The 25,006-nt window shown below is 50.1% G+C and carries 22 protein-coding genes and 1 other annotated feature; of the genes, 2 read left to right on the plus strand and 20 right to left on the minus strand.

Going from position 1 to position 25,006, the window contains the following annotated elements; all coding sequences use genetic code 11:
* Positions 1 to 160: 160 nt before the first annotated feature.
* The 14 genes from odhB to ilvB all read right to left on the minus strand — a co-directional run bounded on the left by odhB (position 161) and on the right by ilvB (position 18,544).
* A complete protein-coding gene (gene odhB / locus AC1DF0_RS18005) occupies positions 161 to 1,399 on the minus strand; it encodes a 2-oxoglutarate dehydrogenase complex dihydrolipoyllysine-residue succinyltransferase (RefSeq protein ID WP_477574859.1) in 1,239 nt (412 codons plus the stop codon).
* A gap of 6 nt (positions 1,400 to 1,405) precedes the next feature.
* On the minus strand, positions 1,406 to 4,318 hold the full coding sequence (locus tag AC1DF0_RS18010) for a 2-oxoglutarate dehydrogenase E1 component (protein WP_477574860.1): 2,913 nt from the start codon (positions 4,316 to 4,318) through the stop codon (positions 1,406 to 1,408).
* A 265-nt stretch (positions 4,319 to 4,583) separates the two neighbouring features.
* The gene (locus AC1DF0_RS18015) at positions 4,584 to 5,291 is read right to left on the minus strand and encodes a DNA alkylation repair protein (protein WP_477574861.1); all 708 of its coding nucleotides are present in this window, start codon (positions 5,289 to 5,291) and stop codon (positions 4,584 to 4,586) included.
* 94 nt (positions 5,292 to 5,385) lie between these two features.
* Positions 5,386 to 6,900 carry a leucyl aminopeptidase gene (locus AC1DF0_RS18020; RefSeq protein ID WP_477574862.1) on the minus strand — a complete coding sequence of 505 codons (1,515 nt, stop codon included), beginning with the start codon at positions 6,898 to 6,900 and terminating at the stop codon, positions 5,386 to 5,388.
* Positions 6,901 to 6,976: 76 nt separating this feature from the next.
* A complete protein-coding gene (locus tag AC1DF0_RS18025; protein WP_477574863.1) occupies positions 6,977 to 8,350 on the minus strand; it encodes an ATP-binding protein in 1,374 nt (457 codons plus the stop codon).
* 168 nt (positions 8,351 to 8,518) lie between these two features.
* On the minus strand, positions 8,519 to 9,877 hold the full coding sequence (locus AC1DF0_RS18030; RefSeq protein WP_477574864.1) for an anti-sigma factor domain-containing protein: 1,359 nt from the start codon (positions 9,875 to 9,877) through the stop codon (positions 8,519 to 8,521).
* On the minus strand, positions 9,874 to 10,689 hold the full coding sequence (sigI, locus tag AC1DF0_RS18035; RefSeq protein ID WP_477574865.1) for an RNA polymerase sigma factor SigI: 816 nt from the start codon (positions 10,687 to 10,689) through the stop codon (positions 9,874 to 9,876). Before sigI ends, AC1DF0_RS18030 begins: the two co-directional genes overlap by 4 nt.
* A 130-nt stretch (positions 10,690 to 10,819) precedes the next feature.
* Positions 10,820 to 11,236 (minus strand): hypothetical protein, encoded by a 417-nt coding sequence (locus tag AC1DF0_RS18040; protein ID WP_442048007.1) that lies wholly within the window; start codon positions 11,234 to 11,236, stop codon positions 10,820 to 10,822.
* 196 nt (positions 11,237 to 11,432) lie between these two features.
* Complete coding sequence (locus AC1DF0_RS18045; protein WP_337099793.1) at positions 11,433 to 11,981, minus strand: peroxiredoxin; 549 nt, start codon at positions 11,979 to 11,981, stop codon at positions 11,433 to 11,435.
* Between the two features lie 143 nt (positions 11,982 to 12,124).
* The gene (leuB, locus tag AC1DF0_RS18050) at positions 12,125 to 13,204 is read right to left on the minus strand and encodes a 3-isopropylmalate dehydrogenase (RefSeq protein WP_477574866.1); all 1,080 of its coding nucleotides are present in this window, start codon (positions 13,202 to 13,204) and stop codon (positions 12,125 to 12,127) included.
* Positions 13,205 to 13,516: 312 nt separating this feature from the next.
* The gene (locus AC1DF0_RS18055; RefSeq protein ID WP_477574867.1) at positions 13,517 to 15,061 is read right to left on the minus strand and encodes a 2-isopropylmalate synthase; all 1,545 of its coding nucleotides are present in this window, start codon (positions 15,059 to 15,061) and stop codon (positions 13,517 to 13,519) included.
* 128 nt (positions 15,062 to 15,189) lie between these two features.
* Positions 15,190 to 16,182, minus strand: coding sequence for a ketol-acid reductoisomerase (gene ilvC / locus AC1DF0_RS18060; protein ID WP_337099799.1), 993 nt, complete (start codon positions 16,180 to 16,182; stop codon positions 15,190 to 15,192).
* Positions 16,183 to 16,316: 134 nt separating this feature from the next.
* The gene (ilvN, locus tag AC1DF0_RS18065; RefSeq protein WP_337099800.1) at positions 16,317 to 16,802 is read right to left on the minus strand and encodes an acetolactate synthase small subunit; all 486 of its coding nucleotides are present in this window, start codon (positions 16,800 to 16,802) and stop codon (positions 16,317 to 16,319) included.
* Positions 16,799 to 18,544: a biosynthetic-type acetolactate synthase large subunit gene (gene ilvB, locus AC1DF0_RS18070; protein ID WP_477574868.1), complete on the minus strand. Its 1,746-nt coding sequence runs from the start codon at positions 18,542 to 18,544 to the stop codon at positions 16,799 to 16,801. The genes ilvN and ilvB overlap by 4 nt, the downstream gene beginning before the upstream one ends.
* Positions 18,545 to 19,227: 683 nt before the next feature.
* On the opposite strand from ilvB, the gene AC1DF0_RS18075 reads away from it, so the two are divergent.
* On the plus strand, positions 19,228 to 19,680 hold the full coding sequence (locus AC1DF0_RS18075; protein ID WP_477574869.1) for a GNAT family N-acetyltransferase: 453 nt from the start codon (positions 19,228 to 19,230) through the stop codon (positions 19,678 to 19,680).
* A gap of 14 nt (positions 19,681 to 19,694) precedes the next feature.
* Here AC1DF0_RS18075 and AC1DF0_RS18080 read toward each other — a convergent pair whose 3' ends face one another.
* From AC1DF0_RS18080 to AC1DF0_RS18100, 5 genes are all read right to left on the minus strand, one after another.
* Positions 19,695 to 20,105 (minus strand): hypothetical protein, encoded by a 411-nt coding sequence (locus AC1DF0_RS18080; protein WP_477574870.1) that lies wholly within the window; start codon positions 20,103 to 20,105, stop codon positions 19,695 to 19,697.
* Between the two features lie 166 nt (positions 20,106 to 20,271).
* Positions 20,272 to 20,631, minus strand: coding sequence for a 50S ribosomal protein L20 (gene rplT, locus AC1DF0_RS18085; RefSeq protein ID WP_337099804.1), 360 nt, complete (start codon positions 20,629 to 20,631; stop codon positions 20,272 to 20,274).
* Positions 20,632 to 20,677: 46 nt separating this feature from the next.
* A complete protein-coding gene (gene rpmI, locus AC1DF0_RS18090; protein ID WP_477574871.1) occupies positions 20,678 to 20,878 on the minus strand; it encodes a 50S ribosomal protein L35 in 201 nt (66 codons plus the stop codon).
* A 51-nt stretch (positions 20,879 to 20,929) separates the two neighbouring features.
* Positions 20,930 to 21,523: a translation initiation factor IF-3 gene (infC, locus tag AC1DF0_RS18095; protein WP_442048014.1), complete on the minus strand. Its 594-nt coding sequence runs from the start codon at positions 21,521 to 21,523 to the stop codon at positions 20,930 to 20,932.
* Positions 21,483 to 21,638, minus strand: a sequence feature (ribosomal protein L20 leader region). It overlaps the preceding gene by 41 nt.
* A gap of 69 nt (positions 21,639 to 21,707) precedes the next feature.
* Positions 21,708 to 22,946 (minus strand): glycosyltransferase family 2 protein, encoded by a 1,239-nt coding sequence (locus AC1DF0_RS18100; RefSeq protein WP_477574872.1) that lies wholly within the window; start codon positions 22,944 to 22,946, stop codon positions 21,708 to 21,710.
* A gap of 610 nt (positions 22,947 to 23,556) precedes the next feature.
* Between AC1DF0_RS18100 and AC1DF0_RS18105 the strand changes: the two genes are divergently transcribed.
* Complete coding sequence (locus tag AC1DF0_RS18105; RefSeq protein ID WP_442048016.1) at positions 23,557 to 24,129, plus strand: phosphatase PAP2 family protein; 573 nt, start codon at positions 23,557 to 23,559, stop codon at positions 24,127 to 24,129.
* Positions 24,130 to 24,145: 16 nt separating this feature from the next.
* Here AC1DF0_RS18105 and trmB read toward each other — a convergent pair whose 3' ends face one another.
* On the minus strand, positions 24,146 to 24,922 hold the full coding sequence (trmB, locus tag AC1DF0_RS18110; RefSeq protein ID WP_442048017.1) for a tRNA (guanosine(46)-N7)-methyltransferase TrmB: 777 nt from the start codon (positions 24,920 to 24,922) through the stop codon (positions 24,146 to 24,148).
* Between the last annotated feature and the right edge of the window lie 84 nt (positions 24,923 to 25,006).

The following is a 25,006-nucleotide window of genomic DNA, read 5'->3' on the forward strand; positions in this document are numbered from 1 at the left end:
CCATTGTCCTGCTTAATACCTATTAAATTTGTTTGACCATCGATTTTCTTGTCAATGCAGAAGGTCATTGTAGATGCCGCAACTCACCGCCAACAATGAAAAAGCCCGTGGAAGCAACAAAGTTGCTGCCCACGGGCTTAAGATTGAATAGGTAATGAACTTAGCCTTCAAGAAGAAGAGCTTCCGGATCTTCAAGCAGGTTCTTAACGGTAACTAGGAAACGAACCGCTTCGCTGCCATCTACGATACGGTGATCGTAAGAAAGAGCGATGTACATCATTGGACGGTTAGCCATCTCTGTATCGTTAATGGCGACCGGACGAATTTGGATCTTGTGCATGCCGAGAATACCTACTTGCGGCGTGTTCAAGATTGGAGTCGACAGCAAGGAGCCGAAGACGCCGCCATTCGTAATCGTGAAGCTTCCTCCGCTTAGGTCGCTAAGCGCAAGCGTGTTCGAACGAGCTTTCGATGCAAGCTCGCCGATGCTTTTCTCGATCTCAGCGAAGCTAAGACGATCTGCCTCGCGTACGACAGGAACGACAAGACCTTCCTTCGCGGATACGGCAATACCGATATCGTAGAATTTCTTAACGACGATATCTTCGCCGTCGATTTCTGCGTTAAGCAGCGGGAACGCTTTGAGCGCGCCAACGACTGCTTTCGTGAAGAATGACATGAAGCCGAGGTTCACATCGTTTTTCTCGAAGAACGATTGCTTGCGGCGTTTGCGCAAGTCAAGAATCGCTGTCATATCAACTTCGTTGAACGTTGTCAGCATCGCAGCTGTACGTTGCGCTTCAACGAGACGGTTCGCGATTGTTGCCCGGCGGCGCGACATGCGCTTGCGTTCAACCGGCTTGCCGCTCACGGCTTGCGGCTGAGCAGCAGGTGCTGCTGCCGCTGGAGCTGCTGGAGCTGCTGCTGGTGCAGCAGCTTGTCCGCCTTGCGACGACAATACATCGCCGGAAGAAATGCGGCCGGCTTGGTTTTGCGCTTGCGTCAGATCGATGCCTTGCTCGCGAGCCAGCTTGCGAACAGCCGGCGAAGCGTTAACAGATGCTGCTCCAGCAGCTACTGGCGCTTGCACAGCTGCAGGCGCAGCGGCTGCTGGAGCCGCTGGCTGTGCAGGAGCTGCCGCTGGTGCAGGTGCTGCGCCGCCTGCGGAAGCGCCGATCGAACCGATCGCTTCGCCTACAAGTACAACCTCTCCGTCGCCTTTTGCAATGCGCGAGACAACACCGCTGCTGTCTGCGCTGATCTCGATATTTACTTTATCCGTTTCCAGCTCCAGAAGGACGTCGCCCTGATTGACGGAATCGCCTTCCTTCACAAACCATTTCGTAATTGTACCTTCCGAAATCGACTCTCCCAATTCCGGCACAATAATTTCTGCCATCGGTAACTACCCCCTTACCAAACTCGATTCGAACGGTTGACCGTTCAAAGCGGATGAAATAATGCTTTGTTGTTCTGCTGCATGCACTTCTTGGTGACCGCTTGCCGTACTGGCGCGATCAGGACGTCCGATATAACGGACTTCCACTTTATTAGGAGCAAGCTCGCGGAGACGCGGCTCCATGTAGAACCATGAGCCCATGTTCTTCGGCTCTTCTTGTACCCACACGATCTCTTCCAGCTTAGGGAACTGGCTAATAATACGCTCAAGCTCCACTTGCGGCAATGGATACAATTGCTCTACACGCGCAACGCGCAGCCAAGTGTAATCCTCTGCATTCCCGGAAGCAAGCGCTTCGTCAAGGTCGATAGCAACTTTACCCGTCGCTAGGATAAGGCGTTTCACTTTATCCTTCGCAGCCTTCGGTTCAGTCAGGCTGAACTGCGGCAGTACCGGCTTGAACGAGCCTTCGCTAAGCTCAACGCCATGCGATGCGACACGCGGATTACGGATCAAGCTCTTAGGCGCCATCAGCACGAGCGGACGAACATTCTCGCTGCCCAGCATAGCCGCTTGCTTACGAAGCAAGTGGAAGTATTGAGCCGCGGAAGTCAGGTTCGCTACCGTCCAGTTGTTGTCGGCGGAGAGCTGTAGGAAACGCTCGAGCCTTGCGCTGGAATGCTCTGGACCTTGACCTTCATAACCGTGCGGCAGCAAAATCGTAATACCCGATTTTTGCGACCATTTTGCCCGGCCTGCGGAAATAAATTGGTCGAAAATAACTTGTGCCACGTTCGCGAAGTCGCCGTACTGCGCTTCCCAAATAACGAACGTGTCAGGCGCGAATACGTTGTAGCCATACTCGAAGCCTAGAACAGCCGTTTCGGACAATGGGCTGTTATGAACGGCGAATGACGCTTTCGCTTGCGGAATCATGTGCAGCGGCGAGAACTTCTCGGCGTTCGCATTGTCGTTCAACATAATATGGCGATGCGCGAACGTTCCGCGCTCGGAATCTTGACCGCTGAGACGGATCGGCGTTCCGTCAGCAAGAATCGTAGCGAAAGCCAGCGTCTCCGCATGTGCCCATTCTACTTTCTCGCCATCGTTCAATGCCGATGCCCGGCGCTGCAAAATACGCTGCAGCTTCGTATATTCAGTAAAGCCTTCTGGACGGTTCAATAGCTCCAGATTGATCTCACGCAGCTCTTCTAGAGGAACAGCTGTGCGAACATCCTCGGCCACGACATTGCCAGTCTGTTCAGGCGGGGCAATCTTCGCCTTGCCTTCGTTCGCTTTCATCGCATCATAAGCAGCTTGAAGCGAAGCGGTCGTGCGTTGACGCAATTGCTCCACTTGCTCTTCCGTAATCGCTTGTGCGCCTTTCAACTGCTCGCTGTACAACGTAGCAACCGTCGGATGATTGCGGACCTTCGTGTACATCAGCGGTTGCGTTACTTCCGGATCGTCCATCTCGTTATGTCCGTAGCGGCGGTAGCCGATCAGGTCGATAACAAAACCTTTGTTGAAGCGCAGACGATATTCGCAAGCAAGGCGAACGGCTGCAAGACAAGCTTCCGGCTCATCCGCGTTCACGTGAACGATCGGAATGTCGAAGCCTTTGGCCAAGTCGCTCGCATAATGCGTCGAGCGGGAATCGATGCTGTTCGTCGTGAAGCCCAAGCGGTTGTTCGCAATAATGTGAATCGTTCCGCCGTTGCGGTAGCCTTGCAATTTATTGAAGTTAAGCGTCTCGGCCACAATGCCTTCGCCGATGAATGCCGCATCGCCATGGATGGCGATCGTAACTGCGCTATGCAGATCCTGCTGCGGGAAGCCAGGCTTGCTGCGATCTTCTTGCGCTGCGCGCGTGAAGCCTTCAACGACCGGATTAACGAATTCAAGATGGCTCGGGTTGTTCGCGAGTACAACATTCGCGCGTACCGTCTCGCCTTCCTTGATTGCGCGATCCGCGCCAAGGTGATATTTAACGTCGCCTGTCCACCCGTAGTTAATACCCATCGAGCCCTCGGAAGGAATGACTTCCTTGTTAGGCGCATGATGGAACTCAGAGAAAATTTTCTCATACGGCTTGCCGAGCACGTGAGTAAGTACGTTTAGACGACCGCGATGCGCCATACCCATTAGAATATTAGTAGCTCCATCATGAGCGACTGCGCGGACAATCTCATCCAGCACCGGCACGAGCATATCAACGCCTTCGATCGAGAAGCGCTTCTGACCTACAAATGTACGGTGCAGGAAGCTTTCGAATTGCTCAACTTGAAGCAAACGCTCGAGTAGCGATTCGCGTTCCCTTGCCGATAGCGGCGCAGGGAATGAACCCGATTCCGCTTTCTCGTGCAGCCAGAAACGTTCGCTTTCGTCATGGATATGCGTAAACTCGTAAGCAGCCGAACGCGAGTAAATTTCTTTTAGACGAAGGATAGCATCCCAGCCGTTCGAAATTTCCGCTGGCGCGTTATCCCAGATCAATGATCCCGGTATAGCCGACAAGTCCGCTTGCGTAAGACCGAACGTCGCAGGATCAAGAAGCTTCGTATCAGCCTCCGGGCTTAAGCCCAGTGGATCGATATCCGCAGCTAAATGGCCGTATCTGCGTATGTTCAGCATAAGCTGATGCGCAGCAACGACCTTCTTCAACATATTCGAGTCGATCGGACCGACTCCAGCGCCTGCCGGCAGTGCCACGTTGCTCACTACTGCACTTGCAGTTTGCGTTCCGCCCGCAATTGGCGTGGAAGGAGGTGCCCCCCATTGGACAAACAGTTCACGAACCGAAGCGTCAACCGAATTCGGATCGGTCAAATATTGCTCGTATTGCTCTTGCACATAACCAAGATTGGGACCATAGTAGCTTTTCCAAGGCGAATGATTGCGCTCATCATGGATGCTCATTGCAGAAAATTCCACCCTCTCTATTCATAACCATCCTATTATTTTCTAAGGCGAACGCCAACATACATGGGCGCCGTCTTCCTTGATACTAATTGCTTCATAATTATTGATGCTTGCCCTCTGATACATAACCTCTTCATATTTTAGTACATTACTTGCCCGTCAACCATAATCAACTTGGCATCGGTTTCATCCATTTCAAGCATCAATTATGGGCATCAACTTGCCGATAATCGATTAATCCAATTTATTCTTAATACGCAGGCTAACATATACATGTTTTTTTCTTTACGCCCGCCTTACCCATGGTTACCGTCTTCTGTATGTAATTCGCCGCCAGCGGCACTTTGCATGCCGTATTACCTACGTCCACATGCACCTTGCCGATCTGCTCAGCTGCGGTCATTGCCTCTTCCATCAATTCCGTGACGTAGACGCCGACTGTAATAACGAAGCTGTTCATCGTGTAACGGACGCGATTCTGCTCTTGATGAATGGTCTGCTCAACGCGCCGAAGCAAGCCGCGAATTTCTTCTATATCTAGTTTCTCATCCTGCGTCACCGATACATAACTGGCATAGGTGCTCCAACCGCACGAAGCAACCATTTCCTTCGTTGATTCCATCCATGCAAGCGCCAGCTCGCGGGCATAGGGACTTTCGGCCGCTACACCCGCTACTGTCGTCTCCGCAAGCAGATACCAGTACGCCTGATCTACCCAATGCTGCAATTGCTCTTTTGCCATCAGCTTTGGATTAACGCTAAGACCTGCCAGATACATCGCATCAGAGTTCCCCGAGTCATATAGCTTTAGAGCTAGTTCATGATCCTTCTTCACATGCTTCACGAGCTTCTTCATATCGCCAATCTTAACACCAAAGAAAGGCTCCATTGCTCCATGAGAGATACATGTACGCTTCGTTTGCTCCGATCCCAATCGCTCCAGCTCACTCATAACCTCTTCATAAGTCACGACAACTGTCCCCCAGATCGTTAATTAGTAGTTAGTATGCCCACTTATGGGAGGGTGAATAGCCTAACCGATGCCACCGATGCCTATAATAACGCTAATCTCGCTGTTCGACTAACTCGACCAATGTCCTCACCATTACGCCTGTTGCTCCCTTAGGCTCCCAGCCTCTTGGCACTTCCAGCCACGCCGTTCCGGCGATATCCAGATGAACCCATGGCAGCTCCTCGGCAAAATGGCCAATGAACAAGCCGCCCGTAATCGTTCCGGCATAACGTCCGCCGCTGTTCTTCAGATCAGCAGCGTCGCTTCGCAACTGCTTCTTGTACTCTGGGTAGGAAGGCAACTGCCATACGCGCTCGCCCGCACGTTCGGCAGCCGCAAGCAATTGCAGCAGCAATGACGTATCGTTCGTAACCGCTCCCGTTGCCTCCGTACCAAGCGCCACTCCTACCGCTCCAGTCAGTGTTGCCACATCGATTAGACGTGTAGCGCCGCGGCGAATGGCGGTCGTTAAACCATCGGCCAGCACAAGCCTTCCTTCTGCGTCGGTATTCACGACTTCGACCGTATAACCGCTCATCGTACGAATGACATCGCCMGGCTTAAGCGCTCGATCTGAAGGCATATTCTCCGCTGTTGGAACGACGGCAATTACGTTAACCGCCGGTTTCGTCTCCGCAATAACCTTCATGGCGCCGAGCACTGCCGCTGCACCGCCCATATCCGATATCATTTCCTCCATACCGGGTGCTCTTTTAAGTGAGATACCCCCAGTATCGAATGTAATCCCTTTGCCAATCAGTCCCCATGTTTCCTTCGAATTCGGATCGCCCTTATATTCAAGTACAATCATGCGGGGCGGGTTGATACTTCCTTGGCCAACGCCAAGCAAGCCTCCCATCCCCTGCTCAGAGGCGCTCCATTCGTCAATAACTTCTATATCCAAATCATACTCACGCGCCAGTTCTTCCGCGTGGAAAGCCAGTCTCTCCGGTGTAAGGTCATTGCCCGGCAAGTTCGTCAAGTCGCGCGCATAACTTACGCCGCCTGCGACAACCTTGGCGCGCTTAATGCCGGCTTCCCATCCTAAGACGTCCCCAAGTGTTGCAGCTTCTAGAGTTATGGTAACATCCTTAATTTGAAATCTGTTGCCCTGCTCTTTCTTCAACGGCATACGATCATGCAGCGCAAGCAGCAATCCTTCCGTCATTGCTTGAGCAGCAGCGCTTGCGCTCAAACCTTCCGCTCCGCTGCTGCTGAGCGTTGGAGGAATAATTTGCAAGGATTGCGCTCTTAGCCGCTTCAACGCTTTAGCTGCCGCCGCTGCTGACTTCCGCAAGCCATCTGCTCCGCCCGCTTCCGAGTATCCGACAAATAACACATGCGATGCAGGGTATAGCCCTAATGTAGGAACAACTTCCACTTGCTCGGACTCCGCCTTGAAGATGCCTTTGGCGCTTAATCCGCGAATCGCCTCGTCAAGCTGAGGCTGAATAATAACCTTCGAACCAGCCTCCTGCTTCAGATCAGCAGCGTCGATCCATCTAATAACGGCATCAGGCGCAGCTTGATTGGCAGCGCGTGCACCGACTGTAAATTGTACGTTCATGTTTATTGCTCCTCACTTTCCTGCGATCAAATGAAATGAAAAAAAGAATCGAGTTATTACCCCCGATTCTAATGGTTTACTCTGCTAATGGCAAATAAATGATAAATTCGGTACCGCTGCCGGGCTGGCTGTCTACCCGAATCGCTCCGCCATGATTGCGTATGATTCGATAACTTACCGACAAGCCGAGTCCCGTGCCAAGCTGCTTCGTTGTGAAGAACGGATCGAACAGCCGGCTCATCGTAGCTTTGTCTATTCCTTTGCCGTTATCTCGAATGACGATCTCGGCGTACTGGCCGTCACTTCGTCCGATGACATCAATTCGGCCTCTGCGCTCCAGCTGTACATCTTCAATAGCATCGAGAGCATTTTTGATAATGTTCAGCACGACCTGCTTCACTTGCTTCACATCGATCGAGACGAACAAATCTTCTGTCTGGCACTCAGCTACAATTTCGCAATTGCGGAGCAATGACTCACTCTCGGTTAGTAAAACAACTTCCTTGATTAAGGAGTGGATGGATACATATTGCTTCATCGGGGCTGACGGCTTAGAGGAATTAAGAAATTCATAAATAATATCGTTCGCTCTATCAATCTCCGTCAAAATAATGCGGGCATATTCCTCTTTGCCTACTTGCAGCAAATAAGGGCGCAGCAGTTGGATAAAGCCTCTTATGCTGGTAAGCGGATTGCGTATTTCATGCGCGATGGCTGCGGCAATCTTCCCAAGCATTGCCAGCTTGTCATTCTGCATCGCGCTCTGTTCGATCTGTTTATACTCGGAAACGTCCTTCACGCTGAACAGAAAATCTCCGTCCAGTTGATCGCCGTATGTAACGGTCACCAGCAGATGCTTGCCGTCCTTATATTCGAATTCATAATATTTGCTGCGCAGAAGGAACATCTMCCGATATAACCGAAGGATTGTCCGTTTCGTGCTAATGCCCAGTTGGCGATGTCTTAATATTTCTTTCATATTGCAGCCGATAAGCGTCTGCCGCGGAATCTCGAGCAGCTTGGCCATTTGTACATTAATAAACGACAAAATTCCATCGCTGTCGAAGATGGCAATCCCGCTGTCCATATGCTGCAGAACGTTCTCATATTTATTTTTGACCATTTCAAAGGATCGGTTCGAGCGGAACAGCATTTCTCTCATTTCCGTAAACCGTTGTTCGACGGATTGATCAGCGGTCACCTCGAAGCGTACGGCAACCATAACCTCGATAAGGAACAGAAACGAACGATTGTAAAGCTGCAACGCTTCCTCAGATTCTACATTAGCGACAAGCTTCTGCAAGCTTTCTTCATGCATAGCGATGAGTTCCTCGGGTATAAATCCATCCAGCTCTCTGCCGAGTTCGCCTGCCCGAAACAATGACTCTTCACTGCGACTCCGTAAGTACTCGGCAAGCGCCGGGAAATAGCGCTTTCGAATAGCCTGCATTATGTACTCCTCCCCGGCTACGACTACAGACCATGGTTATGACATACACTAATCATAGGATTACTTTACAATCGCTGTCAATCAGAAATACTGTCGAAAATTGTTATTTAAATGAGTCCAGAGACACGCTTCTTCTAAAAATGCAGCCAAAATAGTGATAACCGTCGCCTAATGTCGCCGGTCCCCGTTGTTTTCTCTACCGCTTTGCGATCCTCCGCCACGACTATTGTCATGTTCGTCGTTTCTGTCTTGTCCGCCTCGATTGCGATCATTATTATCCCGATCGTTGGAACGATCATCATTGCGGCCATCATCCCAATCGTTATCCCAATCCACATTGTCGTTATTACCGCGACCGCTGGACTGTCCCCTGTCGTCATCATCATTATTATCGTCTCTGCTGCCGCGATTATCGTCGTTGTTATCGTCTTTGTCTCCCCAACCCTTATCGCCGCGATTTTTACCATCGTTTTTGCCAGAAGAAGATTTATCGGTTGAAGTCGGCTTCTTGCCGTTATTAGGTGTAGCCGTAGGTTTCCTGCCCCCATTGCCTTGACTACCCTGATTCTTATCATCCTTATTCGTTACTGCTGGCTTGCTTGTGCCATTCGGCTTAGCCGTCTTTGCAGGCTTAGGGGTTGAGGCAGGCTTCTGACTATTTTTTTCGTCGTCATCCTTCTTGATCTTCTCCGCCTTCTCGCGGTCAACAAGTTCCTTCAGCTTGCTTTTACTCGTATCCGGGGCGTTTTCGACGATTGTCTTCACGCCGCCTATCGATGCCGTCACGCTATCAATCGATTGTTTCTTCAACTGCTCCAGCTCGATTTGGTAGCCTTCGTCCTTCGCCATCAAGTACACGGCCATTTTGCCGGAAGATACGCCGTTGGCTGCTGCCTCATCGCGAAGCTCCGACGGTATGGCAAGCGTCGTAATGTTAGCCGTAATCGATTCAGCCGCAAGCTCGGTCAATCGCTCTATTAACGTATCGCTAATTTTGCCTGACAGCAGTTGATCATAATCGTTGCCGCCATCTTGCCCACCCTTCATCACCATGCTTGTTATGACTATGTCCTTATCTGCCACATCTAGATAGTGTGATTCTCTTGCTTTCTCGAACAAGCTTGCCGCGACAAGTTCAACTGCAACGCCCTTATAAGTAAGACCGCTTATGATTTTCTTTCCGTCCTCATTCAGCGCGTGCAACGACCGAACGCGATCCTGGCTGTCGACGCCGATCTCAATGCTTGGGTTAATGTCCATACTGACGTAAGCGACAATTGGATTAGCGTCCTTCACCATCATGAAGAGCAGCGGCAAAAATAAAATCAATGCAATGGCTGCTGCGCCCGAATAGCCATACACGGATCTCAGTCTGGGTCTGCGTCTAGCTTCCGAATATTCTTGCTCGAAAATAATTTCTTCGCCTATTTGCGGCGTTCCTTGAATAGGGGCTCGCAAAAATCCGCCATCTGCCGTCATAACAACAGCATATTTATCAGTCATGCTCATGACGATTCCGCGCTTCATTGGCTAGCCTCCTGATTCATAGAATGGGGTTCAATCGGTATGTTTAGGTAATCGTGCATGAAAGGATATGTACCCGAGATCACAAGCGCAATTGCAATAATATACTTCCGATTGCGCTCAACCGTTTTTCGCGATACACCGCATAGCTCGGTGAGTTCTTTAACCGGCAGTCTGCCCGCCTGCTTGAACGTCTGCAGCAGTTCAGGGTCGAACGCTAGTGTCTGCGCAATGCCGATCAGCAGCTTGCGCGAATCGGAATGCTTCGGCGATTGCTCAACCAACTCCATGAACGTTATGCCGTAGCTCTCAAGCTCGGTATTCAGATCACCGATCTCCAATCGCCGCTCGTTCTCAGTCTGTCTTAAGTCATATTGATGAAGCGCCTGCTTCGTCTCCACCGAGTTATATACCGGCTGATCCTCTTCCTCCGTGTCGAACATGCTGTACGGAACAACCTGCGAATGGCGCTGTTCTTTTCGGACATAGTCAATAAGCCGACGCCTAATGACGGTTTCAGCGAATCCGATGAATGATTTTCCCGCATTGCTGTCGAACTGGTTAATGGATTCATTAAAGGCCAGCAGCGCTATGCTATATTCATCATCACGGTTCGGATCGATGTACCGTTTGCTAAATCGACTTGTTACTTTCAAAATATAAGGTTTGTAGTCTGAAATGAACTGCTCTCGGAGCCTTTCATCGCCCAGACGGATTCTGGCAACCCATTGTTCGGGAGCGAGCTTCTGCTCGGTCTCCTGCGTTTTTGCGGAAGCAGGCTTTCGCAAAAACCGTTTGAACAATACAAGTAACAACCGCTCCACCTCACTACTAGTATGATTCGAATGTGTTCCTTCTTTTTCGGGGGGTAACGATTTTAATTTTTTTAATCTAATTAAAAAAATAAGCCTCCCGCAGGAGGCAGTCGCTTTATACTCATCGCAGCTACACCGAGGTGCGCCTCTGACGCAATTTGTTGCGGCGGCTATTAAGCATCATAAGCCGCTTCTTAAGCTGTAGCTCCCACTCTGTATCCTCAATCTGCTTAGCGAAGCTGAGCAGATCAAGCGCCATATCGATCTGACTATGCACAACATCCATTGGATCCTCGTTCTCGTTATTAACGCAGTTCTCGAACAGCAGCTTGCCGTCCTGCTCCACATATTCTTGAAAGTCCACCTCGGCGGCATCGTCGCCATGAGCATACTCAGCCAAAATGTCATACTCGTCCTGTGCCAAATAGTGAATATCGACGCGATGGCATACTGGACAAAACGTAATTGGCACATTGTGAATTTGTGTTCGATAATGCTTCAGCGTACCCTTCGTTCCAATCATACTCGCTCCACAGCAAAAACTCATAGCGATACCCCTCCTTAGACGTTGCATCATTACAATTCACGCTGGCTGCTCATTATACCCTACATTATTCGCTAATAATCTCTGAAATTCCTGCTTGAAATAAATGACATCTCGTTTATGGTACTTAAATATCCCGCTCTGACAATAACAAAACCCGTACCAGAAGGTACGGGTTCCATATGAACGAAATCGATTATTATTTCGCTACCAGGTGAGACTGGCCTGGTTTCCAGTTGATTGGGCAAAGTCCGCCGGATTGCAAAGCTTGCAATACGCGAAGCGTTTCTTCAACGCTGCGGCCTACGTCGTTGTGGTTAACAACTTGGTATTTTACTTCGCCTTCCGGATCGATGATGAACAAACCGCGAAGCGCGATTCCTTCTTCTTCGATCAATACGCCGTAGTCACGTGCAACGTTCTTCGTAATGTCAGCAGCGAGCGGGAAGCTCAGTTGACCAAGACCGTTATCGTTAACCGGCGTGTTGATCCACGCGCGGTGGCTGTGCTTGCTATCTACGCTGACACCAAGAATTTCAGTGTTCAAGTTGTTGAATTGTTCTGCAGCCAAGCTCAAAGCGGTAATTTCAGTCGGGCATACGAAAGTGAAATCGAGCGGGTAGAAGAACAATACCAACCATTTACCTTTGTAATCCGAAAGCGACGCCGTACCAAAATCTTGTCCGTTACCAGTTGCCGTTTCCATTGTGAAATCTGGAGCCGGGCGACCTACCAAACGTTCTGCCATAATCGAAAAACCTCCTTGACCTATCCATAGATTATTATTTGTGCCGATTTATTTGCGCAACTTACTTGTTACATACTATCACTAGAATGTAATGAAGTCAATATTATAATTAATTCTTTTTGATAATTATTTTAAACTGCAAATTATTTTTTCATCGCAGCTACGATAAGATCGCCCATAGCTGTTGTGCCGATTGCTGTGCTCTTATCAACTGCGATATCACCAGTACGGTGGCCAGCATCCAATACTTCCTTCACCGCGTTCTCGATCGATGCCGCAGCCTCGTGATAGCCGAACGTCAGTCTGAACATAAGCGCAACAGACAGAATCGTAGCGATTGGATTGGAGATGCCTTGTCCCGCAATGTCAGGCGCAGAGCCGTGTACCGGCTCGTACAAACCGAAGCTACCTTCGCCCAGGGAAGCAGACGACAGCATGCCGATCGAACCCGTCAGCATTGCCGCTTCGTCGCTAAGAATATCGCCGAACATATTTTCCGTTACGATAACATCGAAGCTCGATGGACGGCGAAGCAATTGCATAGCGCAGTTGTCAACGAGTACATGCTCAAGCTCAACTTCTGGATATTCAGGAGCGATCCGGTTAACGACTTCGCGCCACAGGCGGGATGTCTCAAGAACGTTCGCTTTGTCAACGGATGCAAGACGTTTGCTGCGAGTCATAGCGATGTCGAACGCTTGGCGCACGATGCGCTCAACTTCTTGTACATTATATACGCAAGTATCGACAGCTTCTTCGCCGTTCGCGCCTTCGCGGCGGAACTTCTCGCCGAAGTAGATGCCGCCTGTCAGTTCACGCACAACGATCAGGTCCGTACCTTCAAGAACTTCCGGCTTCAGCGTGGAAGCTTCTTTCAAGCAGTCGAATACCATTGCTGGACGAATATTGGAGAATAGGCCAAGCGCTTTGCGAATGCCGAGCAGACCTGTCTCAGGACGAAGCTCCTTCGAGTTGTTGTCCCATTTCGGACCGCCAACAGCGCCGAGCAATACCGCGTCCGCGCCTTTGCACAGGTCAAGCGTTTCCTGCGGAAGCGGCGTACCTTTCTCGTCGATTGCGATACCGCCGAACAAGCCGTTCTCCGTCTCGAATTGGTAACCGAACAGTTCTTCTGATTTCTTAAGTACTTTAAGCGCCTCGCCTACAACTTCAGGTCCAATACCGTCGCCGGCAATGACTGCGATCTTTTTCACTTCTGCCATGATTGATTGTACACTCCTCTATTATCTCATTCTCAGTCTATTATCATTTGTACCATAAAACTGCCTTGATTACAAAGATATAAAATCTATTTAGTTTATAGTTTGCAGCTATAAGCCCAATTATCAAGGTGAAACGGCTAACGCCGTCCTTTGGCTGCGTGGCACGTTTCATTCCGGAGAAATATAAGCCAGGTTATAAGCAGAAAACTTATAAATTCTTATATTTCGAGAAAGAGGACAGCCGCCAAAGGTAATCCCCCTTGACTGCTGTCCTCTTGTTCAGCGGTCATCCCACCTGCTTGCTCAGTTGTCCTAGATCAGGCTCATCTTATCGCGGCGACTCGGCGACTTGCGCTTGTCGATCAAGCGGTTCACCGCATCGATGTAAGCGCGAGCGCTTGCTTCTAGAATGTCGGTGCTTAGGCCGCGGCCTTGAGCAGTCACTTCATCCTGCTTGAGCACGACATGAACCTCGCCAAGCGCGTCTTTGCCTTGCGATACAGACTTAATGGAGTAGTCCTCCAGCTCGACTGTCTCGCCTGTTACTTTATCAATCGCGTTATAGATCGCATCCACGGAGCCGTTGCCGACTGCCGCTTCTTCGACCGCTTCGCCTTCCGCCTTGCGAATGCGAACCGAAGCGCTAGGCGTCGATTGGTTCGTGTAGTTCACTTGGATCGTCTCAAGCGTGAACACTTCCGGCGTATCGACGAGCTTCTCTTCGAGCATCGCGCGAATGTCTTCATCCGTCACGTTCTTCTTGCGGTCAGCCAAGTCCTTGAACTTAGCGAACGCCGCGTTAACGGATTCGTCTTCGAGTTCGTATCCGAGGTCGATCAGCTTCTCGCGGAACGCATGACGTCCGGAGTGCTTGCCGAGGACAAGCTTCGATTCCTTCAAGCCGATCGTATCCGGCGAAATAATCTCGTACGTTGTCTTCTCCTTCAGCATGCCGTCCTGGTGAATGCCGGATTCATGCGCGAACGCATTCGCACCGACAATCGCCTTATTGCCCGGAATGACCATGCCTGTAAGCTTACTGACTAATCGGCTCGTCTTCGCGATTTCCTTCAAGTTCAGCGTCGTCTGAGCGCCGAAGTAATCCGGACGCGTCGCTAGCGCCATCGCGACTTCTTCAAGCGCCGTGTTGCCCGCGCGCTCGCCAATGCCGTTGATAGTGCCTTCGATTTGATCCGCGCCGTTCATGATCGCCGATAGCGCATTAGCAGTCGCCATGCCAAGATCGTCGTGGCAGTGCGCGCTAAGCTGAATCGTCTCGATATTCGGCACGTTCTCCTTAAGCGTCTTGAAGATGTTGCCATACTCAAGCGGATTTAAGTATCCGACCGTATCGGGAATGTTCACGACCGTAGCTCCAGCCTTGATTGCCATCTCCGTCACTTGGCAGAGGAAATCAAGCTCTGTGCGTCCTGCATCCTCAGGCGAGAATTCTACCTTGCTGAAATATTGCTTCGCGTACCGAATGGCGCGCTCAGCTGTCTCCAGCACCTGCTCCTTCTCCATTCTAAGCTTATGCTTGCGATGGATGGGGCTTGTAGCAAGGAAGACGTGAATGCTTGGATCTTGTGCGCCGATAAGCGCTTCACGCACCGCATCGATGTCCTGCTCACGCGAGCGGGACAATCCGATTACGCTTGCGTTCTTCACGGCGCGCGCAACGGCGTTGACGGCTGCCAGGTCGCCTGGCGACGCAGCCGGGAAGCCTGCTTCGATTCGATCGACGCCCAGCTTCTCGAGCTGCAGCGCAATCTCGACCTTCTCCTTCGTATTCAGGTTGACGCCGGGGGATTGTTCCYCGTCACGAAGCGTTGTATCGAAAATATAAATTTTCCGCATATGGCTCTAGTACCTCCGTGAACAGAATTATCCCGGTACACGCGGGGGCGCACGCGGATCGTCAGACGATTGCCGCATGCGCTAAAGGCGTACCGGGATCATATCATTTTGCGTATAGACGCAGTTTATTACTTCTTGATCCAGTGCATAAGTTCACGAAGCTGTTTGCCTGTTTGCTCGATAGGGTGAGCAGCTTCGTTACGGCGTGTAGCTGTAAGCATTGCACGGTTCGATTGGTTCTCCAAGATGAAGTCGCGTGCGAAACGTCCGGATTGGATGTCTTCAAGAACGCGTTTCATTTCTTTTTTCGTTTCTTCTGTAACGATACGAGGACCAGTTACATAGTCGCCGTACTCAGCTGTGTTGGAGATGGAATCGCGCATTGTTGCAAGTCCGCCTTCATACATCAAGTCAACGATTAGCTTAAGCTCGTGCAAGCACTCGAAGTAAGCCATCTCTGGAGCGTATCCAGCTTCAACAAGCGTCTCGAAGCCAGCTTTAACAAGCGCGGAAGCGCCGCCGCAAAGTACGGCTTGCTCGCCGAACAAATCTGTTTCTGTCTCTTCTTTGAAAGAAGTTTCGATAACGCCCGCACGAGTACAGCCGATACCTTTAGCATATGCAAGGCCGATAGCTTTAGCATTGCCGGTAGCGTCTTGTTGGATCGCGATCAGACCAGGAACGCCGAAGCCTTCTTGGTACGTACGGCGAACCATGTGGCCCGGCGACTTAGGAGCAACCAGGAATACGTCTGTATCTTGGCTAGGCACGATTTGGCCGTAGTGGATGTTGAAGCCGTGGGAGAACATAAGAGCCGCGCCTTTTTTGAGGTTTGGTTCGATTTCTTCCGCGTATACTTTCGCTTGTGTTTCGTCAGGAAGCAAGATTTGAACAACGTCAGCGATTTTAGTTGCTTCTGCAACTGTCAATACTTCGAAGCCGTCTTTCTTAGCTACGTCTGCGGATTTACCTGGACGAAGACCGATAACTACTTTCAGACCGCTGTCGCGAAGGTTTTGCGCTTGCGCGTGGCCTTGGCTGCCGTAACCGATTACTGCAATTGTTTTACCTTGAAGAACGCCTTGATCAGCGTCTTTTTCATAATACATTGTAACTGCCATGATAATAATTGCCTCCTTTAATTTAACCCTTTTGAACGGGTGTTTAAGCAGAGAATGGCGAATAGAAGCGGTTCTCCCCTTAAACTCCCGTTCAAATAGGGATGTTGAACAAGTTAGACGTTGAACAAATGCTGTTACTTAGAATTGCCGCGGTTAAGTGCCGTTACCCCAGTGCGGGACAACTCGCGAATGCCATATGGCTTAAGAAGCTCGACCATCGCGTCGATCTTCTCAGTGTCGCCGACAACTTGCACGATCAACGAGTGCGTGCCGATGTCGACAACGGCTGCGCGGAACGTATCGACAACGCCGAGAATTTCCGGTCTTACCGACGGCTCAGCGGCTACCTTGATGAGCGCAAGCTCACGGGCAACCATTGGGTTCGAGCTAAGATCGATAACTTTGATGACATCGATCAGCTTGTACAACTGTTTGATGATTTGCTCGAGCGTATGATCATCGCCTGTAGTGACGATGACCATGCGCGACAAGCCTACTTCCTCGCTCGTGCCAACCGTAATGCTCTCAATATTGAAGCCGCGGCGTCCGAACAAGCCGGATACGCGCTGCAGAACGCCGGGCTGATCGTTAACGATTACTGCAATCGTATGCTTCTTCATTCCGAATCCCCCATGATCATTTGGTCGATAGTGCTGCCTTGCGCGACCATCGGATACACATTCTCATCTCTGCGAACGACGAATTCCACGACAGCCGGACCAGGATGATTAAGCGCCTCTTCCCAAACCGCTCTAGCATCCTCTTTGTTCGAAGCACGGAAACCTTTTACGCCATACGCTTCGGCAAGCTTAACGAAATCAGGGCTGCCTGCGAGATCGATATGGCTGAAGCGGTTCTCGTGAATAAGCTCTTGCCATTGACGTACCATTCCGAGTACTTGGTTGTTAATAATAACTACCTTAACAGGAATGTTGTTGATTGCGCAAATCGCGAGTTCCTGAGCGCACATCTGCATGCCGCCGTCTCCGTTAATCGATACGACTGTACGATCCGGGTTCGCCATTTGAGCGCCGATCGCCGATGGGAAACCGAAGCCCATCGTGCCAAGACCACCCGACGTTACCCAAGAACGCGGCTTGTTGAATTTATAATATTGAGCCGCCCACATCTGATGCTGACCGACGTCCGTCGTTACGATTGCATCGCCGTTCGTTGTTTCGTGGATTAACTCCACGACCCATTGCGGCTTAAGCTCGTCTTCGGAATCAATGTAGCGGAACGGATGTGCAGCCTTCGACTTCTGAATGTCCGCGCGCCATACGTCTGCTTTGTCCGCACGCTTCACAATCTTGTTCGCAAGGCCTAGAACGGTTTTCACGTCGCCGACGATTGGAATATCTGTCGGTACGTTCTTGCCGATCTCAGCCGGATCGATATCGATATGAACGATCTTTGCTTTCGGAGCGAAGCCGGAAAGCTTGCCCGTTACGCGGTCATCGAACCGTGCGCCGATATTAATGAGCAAGTCTGCGTTCTGAATCGACATATTAGCGGTATACGTGCCGTGCATGCCCGGCATGCCAAGCCATAGATCGTTGCCGCTTGGATATCCGCCAAGACCTAGAAGCGTCGTCGTGATCGGAATATCCGTCTTCGTCACGAACTCGAGAAGCTCCTCGTGAGCGCCGGAGTAAACAACGCCTCCGCCGGCAAGGATGAGCGGACGAGTCGATTCTTCAATCGCCTTCACCAGCTTATCAAGCTGCAGCTTGTTCGGATTTACCGTCGGATTGTAGCCGCGGATGCTTACTTCCGTTACCGGCTTGAACAGCGTCTTCGCTGCGGATACGTCCTTCGGAATATCGATAAGCACAGGGCCTTTACGGCCGGTGTTCGCAATATGGAACGCCTCGTGAATCGTACGCGGCAAGTCCTCTACATTGCGTACCAGATAGCTATGCTTCGTAATCGGCATCGTAATGCCCGTAATATCAGCCTCTTGGAACGCGTCCGATCCGATTAGGGAAGAGATAACATTACCCGTAATTACAACGAGCGGCACGGAGTCCATGTAAGCCGTCGCGATACCTGTTACTAGGTTAGTAGCGCCTGGTCCCGACGTTGCGATACATACGCCGACCTTGCCGCTTGCGCGTGCATATCCGTCAGCTGCATGAATCGCGCCTTGCTCATGGCGAGTCAATAAGTGGTTGAAGTCTGGGTTGCCATGCATGGCGTCATAGATATACAATACAGCGCCGCCTGGATAACCGAACACGCAATCTACACCTTCAAGCAACAGACTGCGGAGCAATATTTCCGATCCCGATATGACCTCGGGCTTCGAGAGTTTTTCCATCAATTCTTCTTTAGACTTCTGTAAAGCATCTTGCGTTACCATCAGTCATCCTCCTCTCAAGCGTAAACGGCTGGCGCCGTCCTCTGGCGGCAAAAGCTTACGTTTCGCGGTGAAATATAGATGTCCGCATAGGCATGAAGCTTATGCTTAGCTATACTTCAAATAAACAAAAAAACCTTCCGTTCCTCACGCTTCATAATCGAAGCAACGAGGGACGAAAGGTTGATCTTCCGTGGTACCACCCAAATTCGTTATACATATTCCAATGTATAACCTCCATAGGTAAGAACGATGTGCACATTGTCGTTCATACCTTTGGCACTTTAACGCTTGCCCTGCGATTTCCCCTAATGCGCATCGATTGATGCTTTTCAGGGAAACAGCTCCGAGGTGAGCTCGTAGAAAAGGGATTTTGGCGACGGTTGCAGCTGATCCGTCTGCTCTCTGTTCAAAAGAGCCCTTAGCACTTCGTCCTCATCATTGCCGATAATATATTTACCACTGAAGCCGTAAGCCAATGTGGTAGATAAGACTTTCTTTATTATATGCCGAGATATTCGGTTCGTCAAGCGTAAACGGCAAGCGCCCATAAACGGTTCTTTATTCATTTGTATTCGGCGCATTTCTCCGACCCGGTACATATAGTATTGTAGCCTCGCGACGGCAAAACCATGCAGCGGCCGTACATATGCAACACAGAGGCCGTGCAGATAGGAATGAATGTCATGATCAGATTGCGTAATTCGAGAACCGACGATGCCGAGCTCATTCGTCTTATTCGCACCGAGCTGCTTCCGCTCTCTCATACTGCACGCCCATTGGACGCACAAATCGTGCGAGAGCTGCCCAAACGGTTCCGCAGCGGAATGACATATGTCGCCTCATTATCCAAGAACAGCCCGCCAGTTGGCTTCGTCCATTGCGAGATTATGGGTGAGTTTCTCTATGTAGATATGCTCGTGACCCATCCCGATCATCAGAATCGCAGGTGGGGAAAGCGTTTAATGGCGCAAGGCGAGGCCTACGGCCAAGCGCACCATTGCAAAGCTGCCCGGTTATTCGTGGATTCGGTTAATGAGAAAGCTGGACATTTCTATGTCAAGCTCGGTTATTCCGTCGTCCAATATCACCAGGATCTTCGCTGCTATGAGCTTATCAAACCGCTAACCTCGCCTTGATCGCCTAATTTCCTTTAGAAGCCGCTATAGTAGCCATCGCCTTGGTAGCCATTGCCGTTGCTGTATCCGTTATATCCGCCGCCGTAGCCGCCTCCGTAACCGCCACCGCCATAGCCTCCACCGTAACCGCCGCCGCCATAACCGCCGCCGTAGCCGCCTCCGCATTTGTTGTAACAGTTACCAGCTTTAGCGCCGCAGCCGCAACTGCAAAGGGCGCCGACCGCAAGCACGCCTAGCAAAAGCAGCGGGAGGAAAAAAAAGCTAGTCTGCACTTTTTTACCCTTATCCCTGCCAAGAGGCTCAAGAATAAGCTTATTGCGATGAATGCGTACAAGCTTCCCTGTAACGACCGAGCCATCCGGACGTACTGCATAGATCGGTTTGCCGATTAGTTTCCGCACTTCCTTCTTGGAAACATTCTGCATGCCAAATCCCTCCTTTCCCGTTGTTCTTCAGTTTATTCAGGGAGGAGGTTCAACGTCTGTTTGTTTGTCCACTGAGTCAACAAATGTGCTAATCATACGCAAAAAGGCTGTCCCCTAAGATCATTCTCATGATCTAAGGAACAGCCTCTTCTATCAAAAATAACGACTAAGCGTTAATTTTTTCTTTAGCGATGCCTGCAAGCGAGTTGAACGAGTTCAAGTCGTTAACAGCCATGTCAGCAAGCATTTTGCGGTTTACTTCTACGCCCGCAAGTTTCAAGCCGTGCATGAATTTGTTGTACGAAAGGCCGTTAATGCGTGCAGCAGCGTTAATACGAACGATCCACAGTCTGCGGATGTCACGTTTTTTGTTGCGGCGGTCGCGGTAAGCGTACATTAACGATTTGCCTACTTGCTCCTTCGCTGTTTTAAACAGACGATGTTTCGAACCGAAATAACCTTTTGCGAGCTTTAGAATTCTTTTGCGACGACGAGTGCGGACAAATCCGCCTTTGACTCTTGCCATTTGTGGAAACCTCCTGTAGGTTGAATGAATTTATATAGCAATACGACTATTTCAATTGGGAAAGGCCTTGTTGCAAACGGCKAACGTCGCCTGCAGCCATAAGCGGCTGACCAGCAAGAACGCGTTTTTGACGACCGGATTTGTGCGAAAGCAAGTGGTTACGGTAAGCTTTGTAACGTTTTACTTTACCTGTACCGGTAATTTTGAAGCGGTCCTTTAGACTGCTGTGCGTTTTCATCTTTGGCATGTCAGTTATCCTCCTAAAAAGTTTTCGTTGCTACGGATGATGATCCGAGTGCTAGCTAGTTGTTTTTGGTGCCAAAATCATAATCATGCTCCGGCCTTCAAGCTTAGGAGCACGTTCTACGCTGCATATTTCGGCAACCTCTTTGGAGAGGCGGTCCAATATCCGTTGTCCAATCGCCGCATGCGTGATTTCACGGCCGCGGAATCGAACAGAAGCTTTCACCTTATCGCCTTCGTTCAAGAATTTGACTACGTTACGGAATTTCGTTTGGTAGTCGTTCTCCTCGATGTTGGCGCGGAACCATACTTCTTTGATATCAACGATCTTCTGATTCTTACGGGCTTCCTTCTCTTTCTTCTGCTGCTCGTAACGGAATTTGCCGTAGTCCATGATGCGGCATACTGGCGGCTTTGCCGTCGGAGCGACGTTCACAAGATCAAGACTAAGGTCGATAGCCATTTGAAGCGCTTCGCGAATCGGTTTGATGCCGATTTGTTCGCCTTCCGCGCCGACTAAGCGCACTTCTCTTGCCCGAATCTCATCATTGATTTGATGTTCTCTGCTAATAACGTGCCACCTCCAAAATGGTATATTGCTTGGTGAAGACAATAAAAAAATGCGGGTTCGCTCGAACCCGCATCTCATAACCGTTCATAGTAGCCGCCGTTCGTATGTACGAGGGTCGACCATTCGATTTCGATTATCGCGAACCAGTTAGCTTGAGCCAAAAGGTGAGAAGCGGGTGCTTCTGCTTGTGCGTCATTAAGTTGTTCATAAATACTACCGTGTTAATATATCATAGTGCGTTAATCGATGTCAACTGTCGTTTCTACAGCTGCTTGCTCTGTACTTCTTCAAGCCGAATTACGCGCGTATGCTCCGTATGACTCCACGTCTTGTTGTTTTGCGTGAAGAAGGCGTGCACGGTAATCGGCCACCATGACAACGTGAAGAGCAGGAACGTCGGAATGCGCAGGTAAAGCTTCCAATCCACCTTCGCCAAATACATCGACAGCGGGATTTGCACGAATACGTAAGCCATATACGGAATGCTCAGCCAAATCGGCAGCATGTTGTACACGGAAGTCACGTTATCTCCGCCGGATAAGAAGATATCGCCCCAGACGATCGCCGCTATGAAGAAGCCGGCCAAATAGTTATAAGCGTTGAAAACATACAGCGCAGCGTCGATCTTCGTCATGCTGCGTTCCTTGATGCCCTGCCATAGAAGCGGCAGCATATATTTGCGTGTCACGTCAAAGTGTCCTTGCATCCAGCGAAGACGCTGACGGGCGGACGCTTGGAACGTAATCGGCTTCTCGTCATATACCTTCGCTTCGAAGTTGAACTTCGGATAAATACCGCGCTGAATGCAGCGCACCGTAAACTCCAAATCCTCCACGAGGCTTGTCGCTCCCCAGCCCATTTCCTTCAGCAGCTTAGCATCGAAGCACATGCCCGTACCGCCGAGAAAATTCGCCAGCTTCAGGTTCGTGCGCGGCAATTGCCACAACCGGTTGCAGAACCAGTAGTTGATCGCATTGGCCGAGCTGATCCAAGAATCGTTCGGGTTTTTTGTATCCAGATAACCTTGGATAACACGCGAACCGTTGCACAAGTCGTTGTTCATATATTGCAGGAAGTCTGTCGCCACCAGGTTATCAGCGTCGAAGATCGCAACGCCGTCATAGCTCTTCGGCATCTTCCACAGTTCTTTCAGCATCCATTCCACAGCAAATCCTTTGCCGCGTTGATTCGGATTCGTACGCTCGCAAGCATATACGCCGTCGTAACTCTTAACTACGTTAACCGTGCCGTCTGTACAATTGTCGCAAATAACGAAAATATCGAACAGCTCGCGCGGGTATTTCATTTTCAGCAAGTTCTCGATCAGAGCCCCAACGACTTGCTCCTCATTGTGCGCCGCAACGAGAAGCGCGAAAGACTTCTGCGGCGGATGGGATAAATCCTCTTTCTTGCGGTGCCAGCCAAAAAACGTTAGAAACAGCTGATACAATCCTAGTAAAGCAAAAACAATTTGAACCACAAGCATGATTGTGTTGAACATGCGGTACTGCCCCCTTGAGACCCCATTTTTTCTTGCTTCGACCTTCGCTAACGAAGACGGCAAGTTTTTTATCATATATTTTCTCTTTGTGTATGGGCGCTTCTCTGCAAGCGCTCCGCCAACCCTTTTTGATTTTCCACACAATTAACAGCTTTGTCAAAAGTAGAATAGGACGCGATTACGCTTAATCTCGTCAGAAAAACGCTTGCATCCCTACGGAATGTGCCCAATCCCCCCTTTTGCGATGGCTACGCCTTATTTTCAACCATTTGCTGACTTTTTAGCACTAACGACCTTACTTACGATAAAAGGTTTGAAAATGTTCCCTATTTCGCGTCCCAGACGTGTGACGAATAGGTGAACGGATGCATGGCTAACGCTTTTCTTTTTGAAGAAATTGTCGAATAATGCGGATAGTCTGTATCAGCATTTCCATACGATTCGAATTGTAAAACGAATTTTGGTACAAAAAAGGATTTTATGAAAAATGAAAATTCATTAATAAAGGATTATTAATTCGTTAACGTTCATCGTACAAAAACGTGGTAAGATCGGAATACGCTTATGAAGGTTATTTGCTGAGGGCAAATACGGCAGGAGGGAACCACTTATGGAGAGAATGCTCGATTGGTTGCGATCGAATGAGCAGAGAATGCTTTTTTGGGCGAACCGGAGGCCTGCTGACGGAAGAGTGCATTCGTGGCTTGGCAGATGGCTGAACACCGTGACGCATATGGGAGGCGCTACGTTCACCCTGGCAACCGCCTTGCTATATGCGCTAATCGCACCGACACCTTGGAGCACGACCGGCTGGCAATGCCTCGCGGCCGTCATCCTTAGCCACTTGCCGGTAGCGATTGTGAAACGTAAATTCAAGCGGTTAAGACCCTATCAAGCGCTGCAAGATGTCAACACTTGCCATAAGCCGCTGCAGGATTCTTCGTTCCCATCCGGCCATACGACAGCCATCTTCGCTTGGCTCGTCCCCATATTACTGACGGCCAGCGTGGGTTTGACCATTATCGTGCCTGCCGCCATTATAATCGGCATTTCCGTTGGATGGTCGAGGATGTACCTAGGGCTGCATTACCCGTCGGACGTTGCAGCTGGAGCACTGATTGGAACGGCTACCGCGTATGCCGTCAATTACTTTTGGATCGCATCCACCGTTCCAAGCGTGTAGCTCTCAATGAATCCGATTACTCGGTTGCCGATTCGTCGTCGCTATCATTATCTGCAGCAGCATCATTCGCTTCAGCAGCTTCCTTTATCGCAGTCGCTTGTTTCGCTTCGCGATGCTTACGGAGCGCTTCGGCACCGATAACCGCTTCGACGCGATATATATTTTGGCCTTTTTCCATAAACTTCATTTCATATTCGGTAAATACGAGGTCCTCTCGCGGACCGTCCTTATGCAAGTGGAGCGAGATATTGCGCATAATAAGCTCCATATCAGCGAAGCTATTCAAGGAGAACTCGAACAACGACAGCGAATCGGTTTTAAAATGAATCTCACCGCGCTCGTTCAACAGCTCGATATATTTCTCGACAAAACGGGAATGTGTCAGCCTGCGGCGGGTGTGTTTGCTTTTTGGCCAAGGATCGCTGAAGTTCAGATGAATTCGCTCAAGCTCGCCTGGCGCGAACATATCCTCAATACCTTCAATATTCGCACGCAGAAGGGCTAGATTCGGCGGGGATTCGACACCTTTCTCTTCCCAAATKACACGCGCCTTCTCGCTGGCACGGCGTATTAGCTCATCGTACATATCGACGCCGATGAAATTAATATGCGGGTAACGAGCGCTCATATTGCTAATGAAACGGCCCTTCCCCATGCCAAGCTCTACATAAATCGGATTGTCGTTGCCGAAAAACTCGCGCCACTTTCCTTTGTGCGGGGCAGCATCCAGTACAACGAGCTCCGGCTGGCTCTCCAAGCTTTCACGAATTCCTTTTCTTCCTCTTAAACGCATCGCATATATGCCTCCAATTGCTTTAAAATCAAAAGTCCATTGTGTAGTACTTTATAATGAAACTAGTCCTTATTGTGCCCAACA

The sequence above is a fragment of the Paenibacillus sp. 05T425 genome (genome assembly GCF_056396205.1).